Raw genomic sequence first — 17,481 nt, forward strand, 5'->3', positions numbered from 1 at the left:
GAAGGATGTTAACGTGAACGAGAAACACTTATCAAAACGTCTGGCGACCGTCGCCAGTTATGTGCCGGCCGGGGCGCGGATGGCCGACATCGGCTCTGATCATGCCTACCTGCCGGCGGCTCTGGCACTGACGAAGAAGATCAGCTATGCGGTGGCCGGTGAGGTCGTCAGGGGCCCCTATGAAAACGCGGTCAATGAGATCAAGGGACACGGCCTGACTGATGTGATCCAGCCTCGGCTAGCGGATGGCCTGGATGCAATCACAGCCGCCGACCGGATCGATACGGTCGTGATTGCCGGGATGGGCGGGACCCTGATCACCGAGATCCTGGAACGCGGGAAAGCACGCCTGGCGGGAGTTTCACGACTGGTTCTCCAGCCCAATGTCGGTGAGGCTCGCCTGCGACGGTGGCTGATGGCTAACCGCTACCAGATCGTGGCCGAGCAGATTGTCGGCGAGGATGACCACATCTATGAGATCATTATCGCCGAACCGTCGCTGGTGCCGTTTCGCTACAGCGATTATGAGCTGATGTTTGGTCCCCACCTGCTGGAGAAGAAGGGCCCGGTCTTCGTTGCCAAGTGGCAAGACTTTGCCAAACGGGAGCGGGGGGTCATCGCCCAGATCGAGCGGGCCCAGCAGGTACCGGTGGCGCGGATCACTGAGATGAAGCAGAAGTTAGCATTGGTAGCGGAGGCGTTAGACGATGACAGAAATTGATGGTAATACCCTGATTCAACGCTTTGAGCTGTTCGCCAGCCCCCAGCTGGCCGAGCACTGGGACCACGTTGGCCTGCAGTTAGGCAACCCCGACCGGCCGATCAGAAAGCTGATGACGACCCTTGACGTCCGTCCAGAGACCGTCCAGGAGGCCATTGACAATGGGGTGGACTTTATCTTTGCCCACCACCCGGTGATGTTTCACCCGGCCAAAGACCTCGATACCCGCAACCCACAGAATGCCATGTACGCCCGGCTGCTGGCCCACCAGATCACGGTCTACGCCGCCCATACCAACCTGGATACGGCTAACGGCGGGATGAACGACTGGCTTGCCACCCAGCTGCACCTCAGCAACTGCCAGCCCTTGGTGCCGGCTGGCAGCGATCCAGTTACCGGTCAACCGGTGGGAATGGGGCGGATTGGTGACTTTGCCGGCTCAATGAACGCCGCCGCCTTTGCCCGTTACTGCATGCGGACCTTCAACGTGGCCGGCCTCCGTCTGGTTGTCAACCCGGCCGACGCTGACCGGCTGATCCACCGGGTGGCCGTCCTGGGTGGGGCCGGCCAGGACTTCTACCAGCAGGCGGTCAAACGAGGCGCTGACGCCTACGTCACCGGTGACGTTAGCTACCACTTCGCCCACGACATGATCGCCAACCACCTGACCGTCGTCGACCCCGGCCACCATATTGAGGCGGTAGCCGAGCACGGCCTGGCGGCTTTGATCCGCGGCTGGCAGAAAGAATACGGCTGGGACTTTGCGGTGATTGAGAACCGGATCAACACGGACCCCTTCACCTTCATGGTGCAGCAGGATGAGAATTAAAGGAGATGTTCAATAATGGTGAATGAAAAGTATGATGGTTTATTATCCCGATTCTTGAAGTACGTCAAGACCGAGACCCGGTCGAACCCAGCGTCCGATACGGTGCCGTCCGACCCCAAGGAGATGGCGTTCTTAAATGAACTGGCAGGGGAATTGAAGGAGATTGGCCTGGATGATGTCCACATCAACCAGCAGAGTTCCTACCTGATGGCCACGATTCCGAGCAACATTGATTACCCGGTCCCGACGATCGGCCTGATCGCTCACGTTGACACGGCGGACTTCAACGCCCACAACGTCAGTCCCCAAATTGTTGAAGACTACGATGGGCACGCCGTTATCAAACTCGGTGACGGTGAGTACCAGCTCGACCCGGCAGATTTCCCGTCTTTGAAGAAGTACGCGGGCGACACCCTGATCACCACTGACGGGACAACCCTGCTCGGTGCCGATGATAAGTCTGGAGTGGCTGAGATCGTGACGATGGCCGCCTATCTGATGAAACATCCGGAGATCAAGCATGGCCAGATCAAGATCGGCCTGGGTCCCGACGAGGAGATTGGGACCGGGGCGGACCACTTTGACGTGGTGGACTTTGGCGCCGACTTTGCCTACACGGTTGACGGTGGCCCCCTCGGTGAGCTCGAGTACGAGACCTTCAATGCTTCTCAGGCGGAGATTGCAATCAAGGGGAACGATGTCCACACCGGGGTCGCCAAGGGGACAATGGTCAATGCCATCCAGGTAGCGATCGACCTCCACAACAGCTTGCCAGCCCACGAACGGGCAGAACGAACGGATGGCCGGCAGGGCTTCTTCCACCTCTACAAGTTTGATGGGACGGTGGATCATGCCGAGATGGTTTACCTGATCCGGGACCACGACAAGCAGACCTTCACCGAACGCAAACACCTGTTGGAGCGGGTTGTGGCCGGCCTCAACGACGAACTGGGGGAAGAGCGGGTCACAATGAAGCTCTACGACCAGTACTACAACCTGAAGGATGCCTTGAAGGATCACATGGATGTGGTGAAGATCGCCAAGCAGGCCATGGAAAACCTGGGGATCAAGCCCGACATCTACCCGGTCCGGGGTGGTACGGACGGGTCGACGATCTCTTACATGGGGTTGCCGACACCGAACCTCTTTGCTGGGGGCGAAAACATGCATAGCCGTTTCGAGTATGTTTCCCTCCAGACGATGGAAAGGGCCTTAGACACCCTCCTGGAGATCAACCGGCTGAACGTTGAAGAAAATAAGTAATTGAACAAGAAAAGGATCAGCGAAACCAATCGCTGATCCTTTTTGCGTTACTAATGAAATTCGATTACTTATTGTCCTTAGCTGGGTTGGCACTCTCGGTGATGGCCGTCACTGCATTGACAGCGATCAGGGCCATGACAACGGCCAGGATCCCAACCATCGTGTAGTCAGGTGTCATGCCTTCGAGCTGACCGGTGATGTAGGCTAAAACCTCACCGAGGATCAGTGCCCAGATCCCGGCCATGATGTTCCGTGATAATACGTTCATGTAAGTCATCCCCTCTTTATAACTCCTTAATTTTAGCACAAAGGAAGGAGGACGGGAAAGGGGTAAACCAATTTAAGTGTTTCACTGCGGCCGGTCCGCCCAGATTTGGTATAATCAACCTAGATGTGAAAGGAGGAGAGTGTCTTGGCTTTTACGCCACTTGATGTGCAGAGTTCATTCAGCCTGTTGCAGGGTCCCATCCGAATCCCGGACCTGGTAAAGGCGGCTAAGGAGCGGGGGTACACGGCTCTGGCCCTGACCGATGAGAACATCCTCTACGGGGTGGTCGATTTTTATAATGCCGCGCGAGAAGCGGGAATCAAGCCACTGCTGGGGATGAAGATGCGCCTGGCCCTGGGGACGGAGACGGGAGCCAGCCTGATGGTGACCTTCCTGGCCCGCAACCGCCAGGGCTATCGGCACCTGATGGACCTCTCCACTCGTCACCAGACGACGCCGCATGACCAGCTGCCATTGACCGTTGACCAGGTTGCCGACCTGCTGGGTGACCTCTTCGTCATCGTTCCCCCGCAGACTGGCATGTTTACGCCGGCCCTCCAGCCGGCAAAGTTTCTGGCCCGGCTTGCGGAGCTGACTGACCCTGATGGCCTCTTGATCGGGGTCAACCCGGACCTGGATGCGGTTCACCGGGAAACCCTTAGGGACCTGACGTCTAGTCAGGGACTGGCGCTGGTGGGCAGTCGACCGGTAGAGTACCTGGACCCGACCGACCAGTTTGCCACGAAGGTGCTGCAGGCGATCCGGTCCGGTGGCCAGCTTGAAAACGTCGCCGCCCAGGCCCGGGAACGGGGGGCGCATTACCTGCGGACTGCCAATCAAGAAGTTGCGGCCTATTCTGTGGCGGGGTTGGGCCAGGCCGCGGCACAAACGGCCCGCCTGGCTGACCAATGTAACGTTGAGCTGGAGTTCAAGGCCCCGGTCCTGCCGCACTTTGTCACCCCGGACTCTCAGAGTTCCAAGGACTTCCTGCGGGCCCTCTGTGAACGGGGACTGGCCAAGCGACCGGTTGCCCAGGGACTTTCTAAGCAGGATTACCAGGCCCGGCTTGACCACGAGCTCAGCGTGATCCACCAGATGGGCTTTGACGACTACTTCCTGATTGTCTGGGACGTCATGAACTTTACCCACCGACAGCACATTACAACCGACCCGGGACGGGGGTCCGCGGCCGGCTCACTGGTCGCCTATGCTCTGGCGATTACCGAGGTGGATCCCTTGGCCTACCACCTGCTCTTTGAACGCTTCCTTAACCCGGAACGGGCCCAGATGCCCGACATTGACCTGGATATCCCGGATAACCGGCGGGGGGAGGTCCTCCAATACGTCCACGATAAGTATGGCCACCAACACGTTGGCCAGATCATCACCTTTGGCACCCTGGGGGCTAAGCAGGTCCTCCGTGACGTCAGCCGGGTCTTCAATTGGCCACGCTACGACGTCAACGAACTGCTGAGTACCCTGCCGGCCAGTCATAGCCTGACCCTGGCCAGTGCCTTGCGTGATTCCCAGCGCCTCCGCAACTTCATTGATGACCACCAGGATGCTAAACTGCTGATGACGGTGGCCCAGAAACTCGAGGGCCTGCCCCGGCACTACTCGACCCACGCGGCGGGGGTCGTCCTGTCCGAGCAGCCCCTCCATGAGATCGTCCCCCTCCAGGATGGGGGCGAGGGACTGCTGATGGCCCAGTTCACCAAGGGAACGGTTGAGGCCCTGGGGCTATTGAAGATGGACTTCTTGGGCCTGAAGAACCTCTCAATCCTGGCCCACACCCTTCAGCTGGTACACCAGGATCACCCGGACTTTGACCTGGGACAGATTTCCTATGAGGATCCGGCGACCCTCCAGCTCTTCCAACGGGGGCAGACCGACGGCGTCTTCCAGTTCGAGTCGAGCGGGATCCGCAACGTCTTAGTCAGCCTCCATCCCGATCAATTTGAGGACATCATCGCCGTCAACGCCCTCTACCGGCCGGGCCCACTGGAAAACATCAGCCACTTCATTGCCCGGAAGCACGGTCAGGAGGAGTACGCGATTCCCGACCCGGCCCTGCACGCGATTCTCGGCCCAACCTACGGCATCCTGGTCTACCAGGAACAGGTTATGCAGCTGGCGTCGGCAATGGCCGGCTTCACCCTAGGCGAGGCCGACCTGCTCCGGCGGGCGATGAGCAAGAAGAAGGCCAACGTGATGGCCGGAATGCGGGATAAGTTCCTCGCCGGGGCGGTCGCCAACGGTTTCACCAGTCAGCGGGCCCAGCAGGTCTTCGACTACATCGACCAGTTTGCCAACTACGGCTTCAACCGGTCGCACGCGGTTGCCTACTCGATGCTGGCTTTCCAGCTGGCCTACCTGAAGTGTCATTACCCCAACGCCTTCTACACGGCCTTGATGGGGGCGGAGACCAACCTGACCAAGCTTCGTCAGCACGTCGCCAACGCCCGTAAGCTTGGCGTGACTGTTTCGGGACCGCGGATTAACGTCAGTGTGGAATCCTTCACCCTCCACGATGGGCGGATCTACTTTGGCCTGGCCGACATCAAGGGGGTCCGGCGTGACTTTATCGCTGCCATCATCGAGGAACGGACTAAGCGCCCCTATCAGGACCTCCGTGACTTTGTCAACCGCCTGGACGATCGCTGGAAGAAGCCGGAACTGATCGAACCCCTGATCTATGCCGGGGCATTTGACCAGCTTGGTTACAACCGGGCGGAGATGATTGCCGCCCTGCCAGAGCTGGTCTCCGGGATCGACCAGCTCCTCAGCAGCTTCCAGGACGACCCCAGTCTCCAGTCAACGATCACCAGGCGCGCAGAGTTTCCCCTGACGACCCGCCTATTGAAGGAGAACGAGTACCTAGGTGTCTACCTGTCCGGGCACCCGGTTGGCCAGTACCGGCGGCTGGCAACGGCCCTGCGTACTCAGACGATTGACCGCCTGCAGCCGGGGAAGGAGGCAACCATCCTCCTCTTCGTCAACCACGTTAAGACGATCTACACCAAACGGGACCACCGCCCAATGGCCTTTGTTTCCGGGTCCGATCAGACCGGGACCATCGACGTGACCGTCTTCCCCAAGCAGTACCAGCGCTTTGCCGACTTGCTGGTCGATAACCAGGTCCTGGTGATCCGCGGTCGGGTTGAGGTCCGTGCCGGGCGGGGGACCCAGCTTTTGGCCGACCGGATTCAGGATGCCCGAACCCTGCAGGGACAGTTGGCGCCTAACCAACGCTGGGTGATCCGGGTCTTCCCCGACCGGGCCAATCGACAAACGATGGTGGCCTTAAACGAACTGATGCATGCCCACCACGGCAATATCCCGGTCCTGCTCTATTATCCCGAAACGGGTGCCAGGCACCGCCAACCGCAAAGCAAGTGGCTGGATCGAAAGTCCACGACCGGGGCCGCCTTGAAGCAGTTGTTCGGGGACGGTAACGTGGTTCTGCAGACCCTGAAAAATTAAAGTCAGATGAGAATTCTGAATAATTTTACAGTGGTAGCGGTTTCTTGATAATTTCTGCACAAAAATTAAAGACAGTGATTTTGAAAAGTGCTATTATACAAGTGTGCAAATGAGGGATGCAATTGGCAGACCGCAGTTGATGCATAAATGTAAAAGGAGAGATTCATTTATGAAGAAAACCAAGATTGTAAGTACCCTTGGTCCTGCAAGTACTGATGTTGATACGATCGTTAAGCTGATCCAAGCGGGTGCAAACATTTTCCGCTTCAACTTCTCACACGGTGACCACCCAGAACACTTGGGCCGGATGCAAAACGTTAAGAAGGCCGAAGAAATCACTGGTAAGCACGTTGGTATCATGCTTGATACTAAGGGTGCTGAAATTCGGACTACTGTTCAAAAGGACGGTAAGATCGAATACAACATTGGTGACAAGGTTCGTATTTCCATGGATGCTTCATTAGAAGGTACCCACGACAAGATCGCCGTTACCTACCCAGGCCTGTACGACGACACGCATGTTGGTGGCCACGTTCTCTTTGACGATGGTCTGATTGACATGCTGATTGACGAAAAGGACGAAGCAAACAAGGAACTGGTTTGCCACGTTCTGAACCACGGTGTTCTTGGCTCACGCAAGGGTGTTAACGCCCCAGGTGTTTCCATCAACCTGCCAGGGATCACGGAAAAGGACAGCAGTGACATTCGCTTCGGTCTTGACAACAAGATCAACTACATCTCTGCTTCATTCGCTCGGAAGGCCCAAGACGTTCTTGACATTCGTGAACTCCTCAAGGAAAAGAACATGGAAGACGTTCAAATCTTCCCTAAGATTGAATCTCAAGAAGGTATCGACAACTTCGAAGAAATCATTGAAGTTTCCGATGGTCTGATGGTTCCTCGTGGTGACATGGGTGTTGAAATTCCAGCTGAAAATGTGCCGATCGTTCAAAAGCACATGATCAAGCGGTGCAACGAATTAGGTAAGCCAGTTATCACTGCTACCCAAATGCTGGACTCCATGCAAGAAAACCCACGCCCAACCCGTGCCGAAGTATCTGACGTTGCCAACGCCGTCTTTGATGGGACCGACGCAACGATGCTGTCTGGTGAAAGTGCCAACGGTGACTACCCAGTTAAGTCCGTTGCCATGATGAACGCCATCGACATCAAGGCTGAAAACCACCTTTGGGAATTCGGTACTGAAACCTTCGATTGGGACAAGTCCGACGTTACCGAAACGATCGGTTCTGCCGTTGCCAACGCTGCCAAGGACTTAGACATCCACACCATCGTGGCCTACACTGCTTCTGGCTACACTGCTAAGATGATTTCTAAGTACCGTCCAAACGCCGACATCGTTGCCCTGACGCCAAACGAACGGGTAGAACGGGGCCTCATGATCAACTGGGGTGTTCAACCTTACGTTGTTACTGAAATGAAGGATACCGACAAGATGTTTGACCTGGCTGCCGAAAAGGCGGTTGAACTCGGCTTCGCTAAGAAGGGTGACAAGATCATCATCGTGGCTGGTGTTCCTCTGGGTGTCCCAGGTGCCACTAACCTGATGCGGGTTAAGACGATTGACTAATCGTTATTAACATTAAACTTAAGAAGAGTGCGATTTCAGTCGTGCTCTTTTTGTTTGCCTGGAAGCTGGCCAAAGGCCGGTTTGCCGTGTAAAATGGTTCTAGTACGCAAATCAGAAGAGACAAGTGGGGGAAGAAAATGAACTCGGCATTAGGAAGGGTCGTTTCGGCGGTGATGATCGACGAGAACGACGACTATTATTTTGTACAGCCGGCCAGAAATGGCCAGACATACCGCCTGCTTAAGGCGGAGAGTCCCCAGTTCCTGCATATCGGTGGTCAGGTTCGGGGCTTTGTCTATGAAAATGAAGACCACCAGCTGCAGATGACCTGTCAGCACATCCCAACGGTCCAGGTAGACCACTACGACTTTGGGACGGTGGTCGGCGTTCGGCGCGACCTGGGGGTATTTGTTGACATCGGGCTGCCAAACAAGGACATCGTGGTTTCCCTCGATGACCTGCCGGAGCCTAAGCAGCTCTGGCCGCAACCGGGAGATCGGCTGATGATCGCCCTGACGGTGGATGATAAGAACCGGATCTGGGGCAAGCTGGCCGACGACGCGATCTTCAACACCATTTCAACCGCGCTGTCACCACGCCTGCAGAACCGGGATACTTACGCGACCGTCTACCGGTTGAAGATCAACGGGACCCACGTCTTGACGGACGGTTACCAGCTGGGCTTCATTCACCCTAGCGAACGGGACCAGGAGCCGCGGTTGGGTCAACGGGTCAAGACCCGGGTGATCGGGATCTCGTCACACAACAGCCTCAACCTCTCACTCAAGCCCCGGGCTTACCAGGCCATCGGCGAGGACGCCCAGATGCTATTGGCAATGCTGGGCCAGGACTTGCATCACCGCCTGCCCTACACCGACAAGAGCGATCCCCAACTGATCCGGTCGACTTTTGGGATTAGCAAGGGCCAGTTCAAGCGGGCGGTTGGCCACCTGCTCAAGCGGGGGCTGGTTAAGGAGGAGGATGGCCAGCTGATCCTCCTAGAGAAGAATGATCACTAATGACGGATGAGATAACGGCCTTTGTTGCGGTGCTCAGAGATGAGCGGGGACTGGCGGTGAACACCTGCGCCAGCTACCGGCGGGATCTGGTGCGGGCGGCGGCCTTTTTCGAACGTCAGGGGATCACGGACTGGCAGGGAGTTGACCGCTATGCCGTGCTTGATTTCCTGACGGCCCAACAGGAAGGGGGGAAGTCGGTGGCGACCATCAACCGGCTGATTTCCAGCCTCCGTCAGTTCTTCCGCTACCTGGTCCGTCGGCAGTACCTGCAGGTCAACCCGATGGAGACGATTGACCACCGGCCAGCGGGCCCGACGACCCAACCACCGGTGGTTCTGGATGAGGATGAGGTTGAGCGTCTTCTGGCGGTTCCCAATACGACGACGCCATTGGGGATCCGTGACCGGGCCATCCTGGAGCTGCTTGACGCCACCGGAATGCGGGTGACCGAGTTGGCAACGTTACCGTTGGCCGCCCTCCACCTCGACATCAGGTTTGCCCAGCTTCAGGGCAGTGGTCAGCACGAGCGGATGGTGCCCCTGAGTCGGCCGGCGGTGCACTGGCTGCGGTGCTACCTAAAGTCGGTCCGGCCGGAATTAGTTGATGGCAAGCAGTCGGCGGTCTTTCTCAATGCTCACGGTCGACCGTTGAGCCGGCAGGGGATCTGGAAGAACTTCAAGCAGTGGGTCCAGGCGGCGGGAATCACCAAGCCGGTCGCCCCGCAGACCTTCCGCTACACCCTGGCGGTCCAGATGTTATCACGGGGGGCTAGCGGTCAGGTGGTCCAGGAGATGCTGGGCTACACCGAGCTGCGGATGCTGCGCCCCTACCTGAAGGTCACCCCCCAGGATTTGACCCGGACCTATGAGAAGTATCACCCGCGGGCCTAGATGAAGAAGGGAGTAACATGCTAGTACACTACCGAAAAGACTATCAGAAGATCGCGATGGGGTTGCTTTCCCTGCTCCCTGAGCTTCGGGATGAGCAGCGCTTTAATGACGAGCTCAACTGGGCACTTACGGCGGGGGATTCGGTCTACCTCTGGAAGGACCAGGAGGATAACCACTTCATTGCGGTGGTTATCCTGAAGGTGGGAGACGATTACGTTCTCCTCCGCCGGCTCTCCTTTACCCCGAGCGAGCGGTCGGGCCATAATGTTTACGCCCTCCTGACCGCCATTCATGAGCAGTATCCTGACCGGCGGCTGATGGGGACCCTGGACACGCAGCCACTGATCACGAGTTGGGGGAAGGCCAATGAGTGAGCAGCACATCCATCCTACCCGTCAGCAGCCGACCCTGAAGCTTGGTGACTTTGAGGGTCCCCTCGACCTCCTCTTGCACCTGATCCGGGAGGCCAAGATGGACATCTATGATATTAAGATTGCCACCATCACCAGCCAGTACATGGACTATCTCCACCAGATGCGGGCCCACCGCCTGGAAATTGCCGGCGAGTACTTCGTGATGGCCTCGACCCTGATGCGGATCAAGAGCCAGCTCCTCTTGCCCCAGACCCCACCCATCGACGAGGAAGAACCTGAAGAAGAGCCGGTTGACCCGCGTCAGGAATTGGTGGATCAGCTGATCGAGTACCAGCGCTATAAGCAGGCGGCCGACCGGCTCAAGGACAAGGAGAGCTTTCGCCAGCAGGAATACACCCGGCCGGCAATGCGGGTTCCCCGTAACCTGGTGGGTGAACAGGTAGCTCCCGGAGTAAGCCTAGACCAGCTCCAGGCGGCCTTTAACCAGGTTCTCAAGCGCCACCGCTTCACCCAACCGGTCGTGGAGACCGTGGCGGCCGAGCGGGTCAGCGTTGGCCGGCAGATGCGGACCGTCTTTGACCGGGTCGTGACTGGCCCCCAGCGCTTCGTCGACCTGCTGACCACAGCGGTGACGAAGGACGAACTGGTGACCACCTTCCTCGCCATCCTGGAGCTGGCCAAGCACCAGGCGGTTCACATTGAACAGGCGGGACTGTTTGCACCAATAATTATCAGAGAAGGACTGAAGAGTGATGACTACCGAAACAACGAATATCGCCCAGATTGAGGGCCTGCTGTTCATCAGCGGTGACGAGGGGATCACGGTCGGTGACCTCGCTAAGATCACCGGCTTCATGAAACCGGCCATCACCGCGATGCTGGACAAGCTTGCGGCCCGCTACGCTGGTGATCCTGACTGTGCCCTGGTGGTGCTCCACAGTGGCCAGACATACCGCTTGGCCACCAAGCCATCACTGGCCCCGGTGATCAAGCAGTACTTTGAGATCCCACTGACGGTGCCACTGACCAACGCCCTCCTGGAGGTACTGGCCATTGTTGCTTACCGGCAACCGATCACCAGGCTGGAGATCGACGAGATCCGGGGGGTACAAAGCTCGGGCTCACTGCAGAAACTGATGGCACGTGGGCTGGTGGATACCCACGGCCGGCTAGATGCTCCCGGGCGGCCGTTTCGCTACGTCACGACGGAGAGCTTTTTGGACTACTTTGGCTTATCGTCGCTGGATGACCTGCCACCGTTGCCGGAGGGGGCTGACGTCGATACGGCCGATCTGAGTGGAGACCTCTTCCTGTCGGCATTCCAGTCACGTAAGCAAGGAGGAAAAGAATAATGGAGAGAATACAAAAAGTAATGGCCGCGGCCGGGGTGGCCTCGCGGCGGGCCTCGGAGAAGCTGATTGCTGCCGGCCGGGTTCAGGTCAATGGTGAGACGGTTACCGCCCTGGGTACCAAGGTTGGCCACCGCGATAAGGTCGAAGTTGATGGGGTGCCAATTAACCGTGAGCCCCACGTCTACTACCTGCTGAATAAGCCGCGGGGTGTGATCTCCAGTGCCCATGATGACAAGGGCCGTAAGACGGTGGTCGATATTCTCCACGAAGACGAGGTGGAGGAACGGATCTACCCGGTGGGCCGGCTGGACTATGACACCACCGGAATCCTCCTGTTGACGAACGACGGGGCCCTGGCCAACAAGTTGATGCACCCCCGTTTCGAGGTGGCTAAAACCTACGTGGCCAAGGTCAAGGGCATTGTCACCAACGATGAACTAAAACGCCTCCGCTTGGGGGTGCGAATCGACGGTCGTAAGACTAAGCCAGCCAAAACCCGGCTCAAGGAGGTTGACCGTCACCAGCAGACCAGTCTGGTCCAGCTGACGATTCATGAGGGGCGCTACCACCAGGTCAAGCGGATGTTTGAGGCGGTTGGCCACCCCGTACTTAAACTACACCGGGAGACGTACGGCTTTCTCAACCTTCAGGGCCTCCAGTCCGGGGAGTTTCGGGAGCTGCGGCCTACGGAGGTTACCAAGCTGAAACAGCTGTGATATAGCAGAAATAGAGCAAAAATGGTGGAAAGTGCAGAAAACGTGGCATTGCCCAGGAGGCTGAGGGGCTAAGAATGTTGACGTGACGCAGGGAAGCCGCTATAATAAGAGCGTAAATTATAAAAAAGTTGTCTTCAAGGCGCGGTGAAATTCCCGACCGGCGGTGCAAGCCCGCAACCCACGTCACGTGGTTGATCCAGTTGAATCCTGGAGCCGACAGTATAGTCTGGTATATAGAAGAAGCTTCTACGTACGTTAACCCTAATTATGATAGGCGCTACTGACAGGTATTATGTTGGTAGCGCTTTTTTCATGACCGGGGCCCACTGAAGACAATCTCAATGGAGGTTGTTATTATGACGGTGTCGCATTTACGAATTCAGCGCTTAGTGGGGATTGCCTGCCTGAGCGCGTTGGCCTTTATCTTGATGTTATTTGAGTTTCCCATCATTCCGATGGCGTCCTATCTGAAAATTGATTTTTCAGACGTTCCGGTCCTGATCGGTGGCTATATCTACGGACCCGCTGGGGGGATTCTGATCGCCGTGATCAAGTGTCTGATTCACGGGATGGTGCGGGGATTTTCGGTCGGGGAACTGATCGGGATTACTAGTGACTTCATCTCGTCACTGGCGATCCTGCTCCCGTTTTGCCTGATCTGGCGCAAACGTCCCCAGTGGTCCCAGAAGAAACAACTGCTGGTTGGCATCATCGTCGCCACGGTGGTCCTGACGCTAGTCATGTCCCTGCTCAACCTGTGGGTTTTGACGCCGCTCTACATGGCCGTCTGGAACTGGAAGTCAACCCTGCCGGTGGCCCAGTTGGTGGCCGTCGGGGTCTTGCCCTTTAACATCATCAAGGGCCTGCTGGTGACGGGGGTCTTCGCCATCATCGCCAGCCAGCTGAAACCGTGGTTGGCGGCCCATCGCTATTAACCGGAAATAGACGAGGCCGAGAAGCTAGCCTATTGGGTTTCACGTAACTGCATTATAATATTCTGAAAACTAATCGTGGCTGGTAAGAAATCTCATCTTTCTCACCAGCCGCTTTTCGCGTATTTAGGGTTTGTTTCCGTTTATATCTAGTGAGAGAATGGAAAATGAGGTTTTGATCATGAATTCTTACATACTACGCTTCTTTTCTTATCACCAACCCCGGCGCGTCCGGGTAATTGAGAACCTGCTGGTGAACCGGCGGACGGTGGCCAACCTGTTCTGGGGACAGCAGTACGGTCTTTTGCAATGGCTGGGAGCAAATCGCAGCCTGACCCGTCGTGAATACGATACGACGATTGACGAACTGGTGGCTCAGGGCCTGTTGGTCGTCGATGACCAACAGCAGGCACGGCTGACGGTCGCGGGGGTCCAGCGTCAGGAGGAAGACCGTGACCATCAATACCAACCACATTTTTTGGACTGGTACTGGCTGGCCAACACCAATCAGCTCGGTCAGCGGCTCCTCTTGGGGATGCAGGTGGTCTCGGAGCTTGCCTACCATAACGTCCGCTATGCCCCGGTGACCGTCGGCTATGGGCACCTCCTGGCAGTCAAACAGTGGTTTGCCCGGGCAAATCGGGACCAACTAGCGGCGACGGTCTACCGGGATCTTACCCAGCTGACAACCGGTTTAGCGGGGGCCGATCCACGTCTGGCGACGGTTCTGACTGACGGCCTGGTTGGGCATGACCTGCCGGCGTGGACCAACGCCCAGCTCGGCAAGCAGTTGGGAATGGCACCGGCGGATATGCTGGTCCTCAGTCACGACCTCCTCCTGGGGGTGGCCGCTTATTGTCAACACGTTCCCGGACCCCTTCACGACCTCCTGGCCCCCCTGCTTAACGAGGGCCCCCTGTCAAAGAGTGCGGTCCAGACCCTTAACCTCTACCAGCACGGACACAGTCTGACCCAGATTGCGGCCCAGCGACACCTGAAGCTGAGTACGGTCCGTGAACACCTGTTGGAGGTGGCCATCCTTTGCCCGGCCCAGCTGGACTGGGACCAACTCCTGCCAGCGCGCAAGCGAGCAGCCCTGGTCAAGCGCTATCCAGACCCCGATGTCACGACCTGGCACTTTCAGTCACAGGCGGATGACGACGGGGCGGCCTTCTTTGATTACCGGCTCTTTCAGATTTACCAGGGGAGGGAAGCACATGAATAAGGATGAACAACTACACCGCCTGCTGCGCGAACGCTTCGGCTACCAGCACTTTCGCGACGGCCAGCAGGAAACCATCGAATCCCTATTGGCGGGGCATGATACCCTGACGGTCCTGCCGACCGGGGCCGGGAAATCGCTGCTCTACCAGCTGCCGGCCTACCTGTTGCCGCACGGGGTGGTCATCGTGTCCCCGCTGATCTCCCTGATGCAGGATCAGGTTGACCGCCTGCGCCAGCGTGGTGAGAAGCGGGTGGTGATGCTGAGCAGCCAACTCCAGGGCCCGGCCCGCGACCAGGTTCTTAACTCACTGGGCAGCTTTCGTTTCATCTTTGCCTCACCGGAGATCCTGGCCACCCCAGCCATCTTGGCGGCCCTGCGCCGGATCCAACCAAGCATGCTGGTGGTCGATGAGGCCCACTGTGTCTCGCAGTGGGGCCCGGATTTTCGCCCTGAGTACCTCCTATTAAAACGGGCCCGCCAAGCCCTCGGGTCGCCACGCCTGCTGATGCTGACGGCCACGGCCACTCCGCGGGTCCGGCGCGACATCCTCAATAAACTGGGCCTGGACCGGGATCGCGTTCATCAGGTAATCCGGTCGGTCAACCGGCCCAACATCTTCCTGGCCGTGGACCGGGTTGCCGATCAGGCCGCCAAGAACGACCGCCTCTGCCAGCTGGTGACCAGCCTTCCTGCCCCGGGAATCATCTACTTTGCTAGCCGTAAGCTGGCCAGTCAGATGGCGGATTGGCTTGCTGAGCAGACCGGCCTGGCGGTGGCCCCGTACCATGCCGGGATGGCAGCGGTTGACCGCTTCAAGATCCAGCAACAGTTCATGAACAACCGGCTTCAGTTGGTCTGTGCAACGAGCGCCTTCGGGATGGGGGTGGATAAGAATGATATTCGCTACGTCATCCACTATCATCTCCCGGCCAACCTGGAGAGCTACATGCAAGAGATTGGTCGGGCCGGTCGTGATGGTCAGCAGAGTGTGGCCGTTCTCCTCTATGCACCTGGTGATGAGGGCCTGGCCAGTCAGCTGACCACGATCAACCTCCCCAGTGCCGACCTCCTGACCCAGGTCCAGCACCACCAGTTGCGCCCCAGTGTTCTCGGTGATGACCAGGAGCTGTTTACCTTCTACCTGGACCATGGCTACCAGCCCGCCCAGATTGTGACGGCCTTTCGAAAGCGTCAGCGGCAGTTGGCCATCAGCCTGCAGAGGGTGGTGGACTATACCGGCCTAGCAACCTGCCGGCGGCGCTTTTTGCTCGACTACTTTGGGGAGGAGGCGGCCGATTTTCCACCACCGTGCTGTGATGTTGACCAGCCGCAGTGGGCAGGGGAGCTCACCATGAAGTCAGCACCGCATCCGGTCGTATGTCAGCAGGGGGATTGGCACCTTCGTCTCCGCCAGCTTTTTAACCAGGGGAATAATCAATAACTCGGTGCTAGACAAGACGTGAAGACGTGCGCTACAATCAAAGACGTTAAAATTTTATCGTGAAGGAGGTTTGTTTAGTGAGTGAGCATCATGAAGAGACACGCCAAGAGCGTGATGAATTGTGGGACAAGACCTTCGCGGACAACGAAGATTTAGATAGCGAGGGTCACCTGTCACGTACGGAACACCGCCGTCAGCGTTCACACAACTCGATGATCACGACGGTCCTGATTGTGTTGATCATCATCCTGGCCGCGGCCCCGGTGATCTACTGGGTCAACAATAAGCAATCGTTCAACCACCCGTTGCGTACCGAGCAGCAGGCCGCTTCGTCCGTGAGTAGTAAAAAAAAAGCTTCACAACGGTCCACAACCTCTGCTAAAAAACACCGGCGGAAAAGTTCGTCTGTAAGCAGTAGCTCATCAACCGCGGCGTCTAGCACGACGAGCAGTGCATCCAGTAGCGAATCTAGCACCAGCGCGCCGACCAGTAGTAGCCAGCAGCGCTACGTGACTGTTCAACACGGTGAGAGTGTTTACCGGATTGCCGCCCGCAACGGGATATCGGCTCAGGAACTGGCCCGGCTGAATAACATGACGATCAGGACGCCAATTCATCCTGGTCAGCAACTACGAGTAAAATAGATTTGGAGTGAATATCAATTATGACAAAGGGGATCCAAGTGGCTATCGACGGCCCGGCTTCAGCGGGGAAGAGTACGGTTGCTAAACTGGTGGCCAAGCGTTTCAATTATGTATACTGTGACACGGGGGCGATGTATCGGGTAGTCACCCTGGCAGCCCTGCGTCACGGCCTAGCGATGGATGCCACCGACCAGATTATCCAGCTTGCCCGCCAGATCAAGATCGGCTTTAAGCCTGGCGAGCCCGAACAACGGGTCTACTTAGACGGCATGGAGGTCACCCAGGATATCCGTCAGGGGGAGATCGACAGTAACGTCTCCACGGTGGCGGCCATTCCGGCGGTCCGTACCGAGATGACCCGCCAGCAGCGTGAGATTGCGGCAGCTGGGGGGATCGTGATGGATGGTCGTGATATTGGAACTACCGTCCTGCCTGATGCCCCGGTGAAGATCTTCATGGTGGCCACGGCTCACGAACGGGCCCGGCGGCGGTACGTCGAAAACCAGGCTAAGGGGATTGCTACGGCCTCCCTGGAGGACCTGCAAAAGGAGATTGAACTCCGGGACAAGAAGGATTCAACCCGGGCAGTTTCTCCTTTGACCCAGGCACCTGATGCCATTCGCCTGGACACCACCAAGTTGTCGATCGACCAGGTGGTAGACGAGATTAGCAAGATTATCAAAAAAACTCAGGAACAATTACATTAAATACTGGAAATACTAAACGTTTTTTA

The 17,481-nt window shown here is 57.4% G+C and carries 17 protein-coding genes and 1 riboswitch; of the genes, 16 read left to right on the top strand and 1 reads right to left on the bottom strand.

Annotation, left to right across the window (positions count from 1 at the left end; translation table 11 throughout):
* Window positions 1-13: 13 nt before the first annotated feature.
* From FD34_RS07670 to pepT, 3 genes are read left to right on the top strand one after another with little or no spacing between them, the layout of a single operon-like run.
* A complete protein-coding gene (locus FD34_RS07670; RefSeq protein WP_057808241.1) occupies window positions 14-721 on the top strand; it encodes a tRNA (adenine(22)-N(1))-methyltransferase in 708 nt (235 codons plus the stop codon).
* Window positions 708-1,550: a Nif3-like dinuclear metal center hexameric protein gene (locus tag FD34_RS07675; protein WP_057808242.1), complete on the top strand. Its 843-nt coding sequence runs from the start codon at window positions 708-710 to the stop codon at window positions 1,548-1,550. The genes FD34_RS07670 and FD34_RS07675 overlap by 14 nt, the downstream gene beginning before the upstream one ends.
* A 15-nt stretch (window positions 1,551-1,565) precedes the next feature.
* Entirely contained in the window at window positions 1,566-2,813 is a 1,248-nt protein-coding gene (gene pepT / locus FD34_RS07680; protein WP_057808243.1) for a peptidase T, read from the top strand.
* Window positions 2,814-2,877: 64 nt separating this feature from the next.
* Here the strand turns inward: pepT and FD34_RS07685 are convergent, their stop codons facing one another.
* The gene (locus FD34_RS07685; protein WP_057808244.1) at window positions 2,878-3,081 is read right to left on the bottom strand and encodes a YjzD family protein; all 204 of its coding nucleotides are present in this window, start codon (window positions 3,079-3,081) and stop codon (window positions 2,878-2,880) included.
* 144 nt (window positions 3,082-3,225) lie between these two features.
* Here FD34_RS07685 and dnaE point away from each other — a divergent pair, with 144 nt between their 5' ends.
* From dnaE to cmk, 13 genes are all read left to right on the top strand, one after another.
* Window positions 3,226-6,564, top strand: coding sequence for a DNA polymerase III subunit alpha (dnaE, locus tag FD34_RS07690; RefSeq protein WP_057808245.1), 3,339 nt, complete (start codon window positions 3,226-3,228; stop codon window positions 6,562-6,564).
* Window positions 6,565-6,733: 169 nt separating this feature from the next.
* The gene (pyk, locus tag FD34_RS07695; RefSeq protein ID WP_057808246.1) at window positions 6,734-8,155 is read left to right on the top strand and encodes a pyruvate kinase; all 1,422 of its coding nucleotides are present in this window, start codon (window positions 6,734-6,736) and stop codon (window positions 8,153-8,155) included.
* Between the two features lie 137 nt (window positions 8,156-8,292).
* Window positions 8,293-9,174 carry a CvfB family protein gene (locus FD34_RS07700; RefSeq protein ID WP_057808247.1) on the top strand — a complete coding sequence of 294 codons (882 nt, stop codon included), beginning with the start codon at window positions 8,293-8,295 and terminating at the stop codon, window positions 9,172-9,174.
* On the top strand, window positions 9,174-10,064 hold the full coding sequence (locus FD34_RS07705) for a tyrosine-type recombinase/integrase (protein WP_057808248.1): 891 nt from the start codon (window positions 9,174-9,176) through the stop codon (window positions 10,062-10,064). The genes FD34_RS07700 and FD34_RS07705 overlap by 1 nt, the downstream gene beginning before the upstream one ends.
* A gap of 17 nt (window positions 10,065-10,081) precedes the next feature.
* Window positions 10,082-10,438 carry a hypothetical protein gene (locus FD34_RS07710; protein ID WP_057808249.1) on the top strand — a complete coding sequence of 119 codons (357 nt, stop codon included), beginning with the start codon at window positions 10,082-10,084 and terminating at the stop codon, window positions 10,436-10,438.
* Window positions 10,431-11,225 carry a segregation and condensation protein A gene (locus tag FD34_RS07715; protein ID WP_057808250.1) on the top strand — a complete coding sequence of 265 codons (795 nt, stop codon included), beginning with the start codon at window positions 10,431-10,433 and terminating at the stop codon, window positions 11,223-11,225. The genes FD34_RS07710 and FD34_RS07715 overlap by 8 nt, the downstream gene beginning before the upstream one ends.
* A complete protein-coding gene (gene scpB / locus FD34_RS07720) occupies window positions 11,191-11,790 on the top strand; it encodes an SMC-Scp complex subunit ScpB (protein ID WP_057808251.1) in 600 nt (199 codons plus the stop codon). Before FD34_RS07715 ends, scpB begins: the two co-directional genes overlap by 35 nt.
* Window positions 11,790-12,506, top strand: a complete 717-nt coding sequence (locus FD34_RS07725; RefSeq protein WP_057808252.1) for a pseudouridine synthase — start codon at window positions 11,790-11,792, stop codon at window positions 12,504-12,506. The genes scpB and FD34_RS07725 overlap by 1 nt, the downstream gene beginning before the upstream one ends.
* 126 nt (window positions 12,507-12,632) lie before the next feature.
* Window positions 12,633-12,752, top strand: a riboswitch (FMN riboswitch).
* Between the two features lie 110 nt (window positions 12,753-12,862).
* Window positions 12,863-13,441 (top strand): ECF transporter S component, encoded by a 579-nt coding sequence (locus tag FD34_RS07730; RefSeq protein ID WP_057808253.1) that lies wholly within the window; start codon window positions 12,863-12,865, stop codon window positions 13,439-13,441.
* Window positions 13,442-13,619: 178 nt separating this feature from the next.
* Window positions 13,620-14,663 carry a helix-turn-helix domain-containing protein gene (locus FD34_RS07735; RefSeq protein WP_057808254.1) on the top strand — a complete coding sequence of 348 codons (1,044 nt, stop codon included), beginning with the start codon at window positions 13,620-13,622 and terminating at the stop codon, window positions 14,661-14,663.
* Window positions 14,656-16,104, top strand: coding sequence for a RecQ family ATP-dependent DNA helicase (locus tag FD34_RS07740; protein ID WP_057808255.1), 1,449 nt, complete (start codon window positions 14,656-14,658; stop codon window positions 16,102-16,104). Before FD34_RS07735 ends, FD34_RS07740 begins: the two co-directional genes overlap by 8 nt.
* A 77-nt stretch (window positions 16,105-16,181) precedes the next feature.
* Window positions 16,182-16,748 (top strand): SAG1386/EF1546 family surface-associated protein, encoded by a 567-nt coding sequence (locus FD34_RS07745; RefSeq protein WP_057808256.1) that lies wholly within the window; start codon window positions 16,182-16,184, stop codon window positions 16,746-16,748.
* Window positions 16,749-16,768: 20 nt separating this feature from the next.
* Window positions 16,769-17,455 (top strand): (d)CMP kinase, encoded by a 687-nt coding sequence (gene cmk, locus FD34_RS07750; RefSeq protein ID WP_057808257.1) that lies wholly within the window; start codon window positions 16,769-16,771, stop codon window positions 17,453-17,455.
* Window positions 17,456-17,481 lie beyond the last annotated feature (26 nt).

This window comes from Limosilactobacillus pontis DSM 8475 (assembly GCF_001435345.1).
GTDB classification, from domain to species: domain Bacteria; phylum Bacillota; class Bacilli; order Lactobacillales; family Lactobacillaceae; genus Limosilactobacillus; species Limosilactobacillus pontis.

Excerpts from the sequence above, each read along its gene's own strand:
- FD34_RS07675 (WP_057808242.1), top strand. The coding sequence starts at position 708 with ATGACAGAAATTGATGGTAATACCCTGATTCAACGCTTTGAGCTGTTC.
- pepT (WP_057808243.1), top strand. The coding sequence starts at position 1,566 with ATGGTGAATGAAAAGTATGATGGTTTATTATCCCGATTCTTGAAGTAC.
- FD34_RS07685 (WP_057808244.1), bottom strand. The coding sequence starts at position 3,081 with ATGAACGTATTATCACGGAACATCATGGCCGGGATCTGGGCACTGATC.
- pyk (WP_057808246.1), top strand. The coding sequence starts at position 6,734 with ATGAAGAAAACCAAGATTGTAAGTACCCTTGGTCCTGCAAGTACTGAT.
- FD34_RS07700 (WP_057808247.1), top strand. The coding sequence starts at position 8,293 with ATGAACTCGGCATTAGGAAGGGTCGTTTCGGCGGTGATGATCGACGAG.
- FD34_RS07705 (WP_057808248.1), top strand. The coding sequence starts at position 9,174 with ATGACGGATGAGATAACGGCCTTTGTTGCGGTGCTCAGAGATGAGCGG.
- FD34_RS07710 (WP_057808249.1), top strand. The coding sequence starts at position 10,082 with ATGCTAGTACACTACCGAAAAGACTATCAGAAGATCGCGATGGGGTTG.
- FD34_RS07715 (WP_057808250.1), top strand. The coding sequence starts at position 10,431 with ATGAGTGAGCAGCACATCCATCCTACCCGTCAGCAGCCGACCCTGAAG.
- scpB (WP_057808251.1), top strand. The coding sequence starts at position 11,191 with ATGACTACCGAAACAACGAATATCGCCCAGATTGAGGGCCTGCTGTTC.
- FD34_RS07725 (WP_057808252.1), top strand. The coding sequence starts at position 11,790 with ATGGAGAGAATACAAAAAGTAATGGCCGCGGCCGGGGTGGCCTCGCGG.
- FD34_RS07730 (WP_057808253.1), top strand. The coding sequence starts at position 12,863 with ATGACGGTGTCGCATTTACGAATTCAGCGCTTAGTGGGGATTGCCTGC.
- FD34_RS07735 (WP_057808254.1), top strand. The coding sequence starts at position 13,620 with ATGAATTCTTACATACTACGCTTCTTTTCTTATCACCAACCCCGGCGC.
- FD34_RS07740 (WP_057808255.1), top strand. The coding sequence starts at position 14,656 with ATGAATAAGGATGAACAACTACACCGCCTGCTGCGCGAACGCTTCGGC.
- cmk (WP_057808257.1), top strand. The coding sequence starts at position 16,769 with ATGACAAAGGGGATCCAAGTGGCTATCGACGGCCCGGCTTCAGCGGGG.